The organism is Microcystis sp. LE19-10.1B, assembly GCF_027530565.1.
Lineage (GTDB): Bacteria > Cyanobacteriota > Cyanobacteriia > Cyanobacteriales > Microcystaceae > Microcystis > Microcystis aeruginosa.
Genome location: NZ_JAPZQM010000309.1, coordinates 1 through 2,341, shown reverse-complemented (window position 1 = coordinate 2,341; position 2,341 = coordinate 1). Strand labels below are relative to the sequence as shown.

At 42.8% G+C, this 2,341-nt stretch carries 2 protein-coding genes; both read left to right on the top strand.

From position 1 onward, the window contains the following. A partial coding sequence (locus O9332_RS11025; RefSeq protein WP_288025466.1) for a bluetail domain-containing putative surface protein occupies positions 1–1,602 on the top strand: 1,602 nt, incomplete at its 5' end. Positions 1,603–1,924: 322 nt separating this feature from the next. After that, on the top strand, positions 1,925–2,341 hold a 417-nt coding region (locus O9332_RS11020), incomplete at its 3' end, for an RpnC/YadD family protein (protein ID WP_287637272.1).

Sequence of the window (2,341 nt, the reverse complement as noted above, 5' to 3'; positions counted from 1 at the left end):
AATGGTCCTGACTCTTTCTCGTCTAATGCTAATGATCAACTATTTGGTGGTTTAGGCAATGATACCTTGAAAGGATTCAGGGGCAATGATACTTTGTTTGGAGAACAGGGAGATGACCGTTTAGAAGGTGGTTCTGGGAATGATACTCTCTACGGTGGCACAGGTGATGATACTGCCGTCTATACTGGCAATCGCTCTCAGTATTCATGGAGCAGCAATCAAGGAGTATTTACGATAACAGATTCAGTAGCTAATCGGGATGGCATAGACACTTTATACGGCATTCAAAAACTACAGTTTTCCGATCAAGTTGTAACAATTGCCCCTGTCGAGGAAGATTCTCCTACTATCACCCTTACCTTATCTCCCGCAAGCGTGACCGAAGACGGGACAACAAATCTGGTTTATACCTTCACTCGTACCGGTTCCACAACCAATCCTTTGACGGTTAATTACACCATCGGGGGAACAGCTACGCTTAATACCGATTACACTCGTACCGGGACTACCAATACAGTCACCTTTGCGGCTAATTCAGCGACTGCGACTGTAACAGTTGACCCCACTGCTGATACTACAGTAGAAAGTGATGAAACTGTCATTTTAACCCTTGCTGCGGGGACAGGTTATACAGTAGGTACGACCACCGCAGTTACTGGGACAATTACCAATGATGATACCACTGTCACCTCTCAACTCTCCATCAATGACATCACCGTAGTGGAAGGTAAAGATAATAATGCCATCCTCACCGTCACAGTTGATAATCCCAATCCGCAACCAATTACCTTCAACTATACCACTGCACCCATTAATGCTACCGCCAATGTAGATTACACTAGCCAGACAGGAACCCTCACCATTGCTGCTAATACTGCCACCGCTACTATTAGCATTCCCATCCTCAATGATAACCTCAATGAACCTGATGAAGCCTTTACAGTAACCCTGTCAAATCCGGTTAATGCTACCATTAACCCCGAAGGAGGAATAGGAGAAGTTATCATTACTGATACTTGGCAAAGTAGTCTCACGCGCACCTTACCCAACAATGTCGAAAACCTCAAACTAATTGGCACTAATAATATTAACGGTACAGGTAACGCCAGTAACAATAATATCACCGGAAATAGTGGCAATAATCAAATCAATGGAGGTGCGGGAATTGATACTTTAACCGGTGGTTTAGGTGCAGATACCTTCGTCTTCCAATTTGGCCAATCTCCCATATCAACAAGCGATCGTATCACGGATTTTGCCATCAATAGTGATAAAATCGACTTATTAACTCAAGGTGGTTCCGCTATGAGTGCGCCTAGCAGTTTCAGTCGCGCTGCTGATAGCACTGCTACCACTTTAGACAATTTAGTCAATCAGGTATTTACTGATGCCAATGGAGCGACTACAGGTAATCAAGGATTAGGGATTAATAGTGCAGCCTTAGTGCAAGTAACAACCGGTGCAATAGCTGGAACTTACCTCGTTATTAATGATAGCACGGCTGGCTTCCAATCCAGCAATGATTTATTAATAAATATCACCGGATTTACTGGTGCTTTGCCCGCTTTAGGGAGCATTCCAGTGGGTAATTTCTTTGTTTAATTAAGTAGGCGTAGGGTGCGTTAGGCGGCTAACAATTCGGTCAAAAAACCAAAATTAACAATCCGCCGTAACGCACCACCTCTATCATTAAATTGGTGCGTTACGCTATCGCTAACACACCCTACTGGCTGAGGACATCAATCATGGGAAGAGGTCGCAGTTGAAACAATCCAGTTTAAACAATCCATTAGGGTGCGTATTTGCGGCTATCAATTCGGTCAAAAAACCAAAATTAACAAGCCGCCGTAACGCACCACCTCTATCATTAAATCGGTGCGTTACGCTATCGCGCTTCACCCCTAAGAGTAAGCGGACAACTCAAATGAACCAAACAACCGCCAATTATGATGAACCCTGGAAAGAAGCATTAAGCGAATATTTTGAAGCGTTTTTATACTTCTTTTTTCCTGAAGTTCACCAATTGATTGATTGGACAAAAATTCCCGAATCCCTAGAAAAAGAACTCAAACGGATTACCGCTTCAGCAAAGACAAAAAAACGTTTCGCTGACAAACTCTATAAAGTCTGGTTACTCAGGGGTGAAGAAGTCTGGATTTTGATTCATATTGAAATTCAAAGCCAGTACGAAGAAAATTTTCCTCAGAGGATGTATATTTATAACTATCGGGCCTTTGATTTGTATCAGAAACCAGTTATCAGTCTCGCTATATTAGGAGATGAACGAGTAAATTGGCGACCAGATTCCTATAATTATACTATCGCTGGTTGTGAAGTCAGC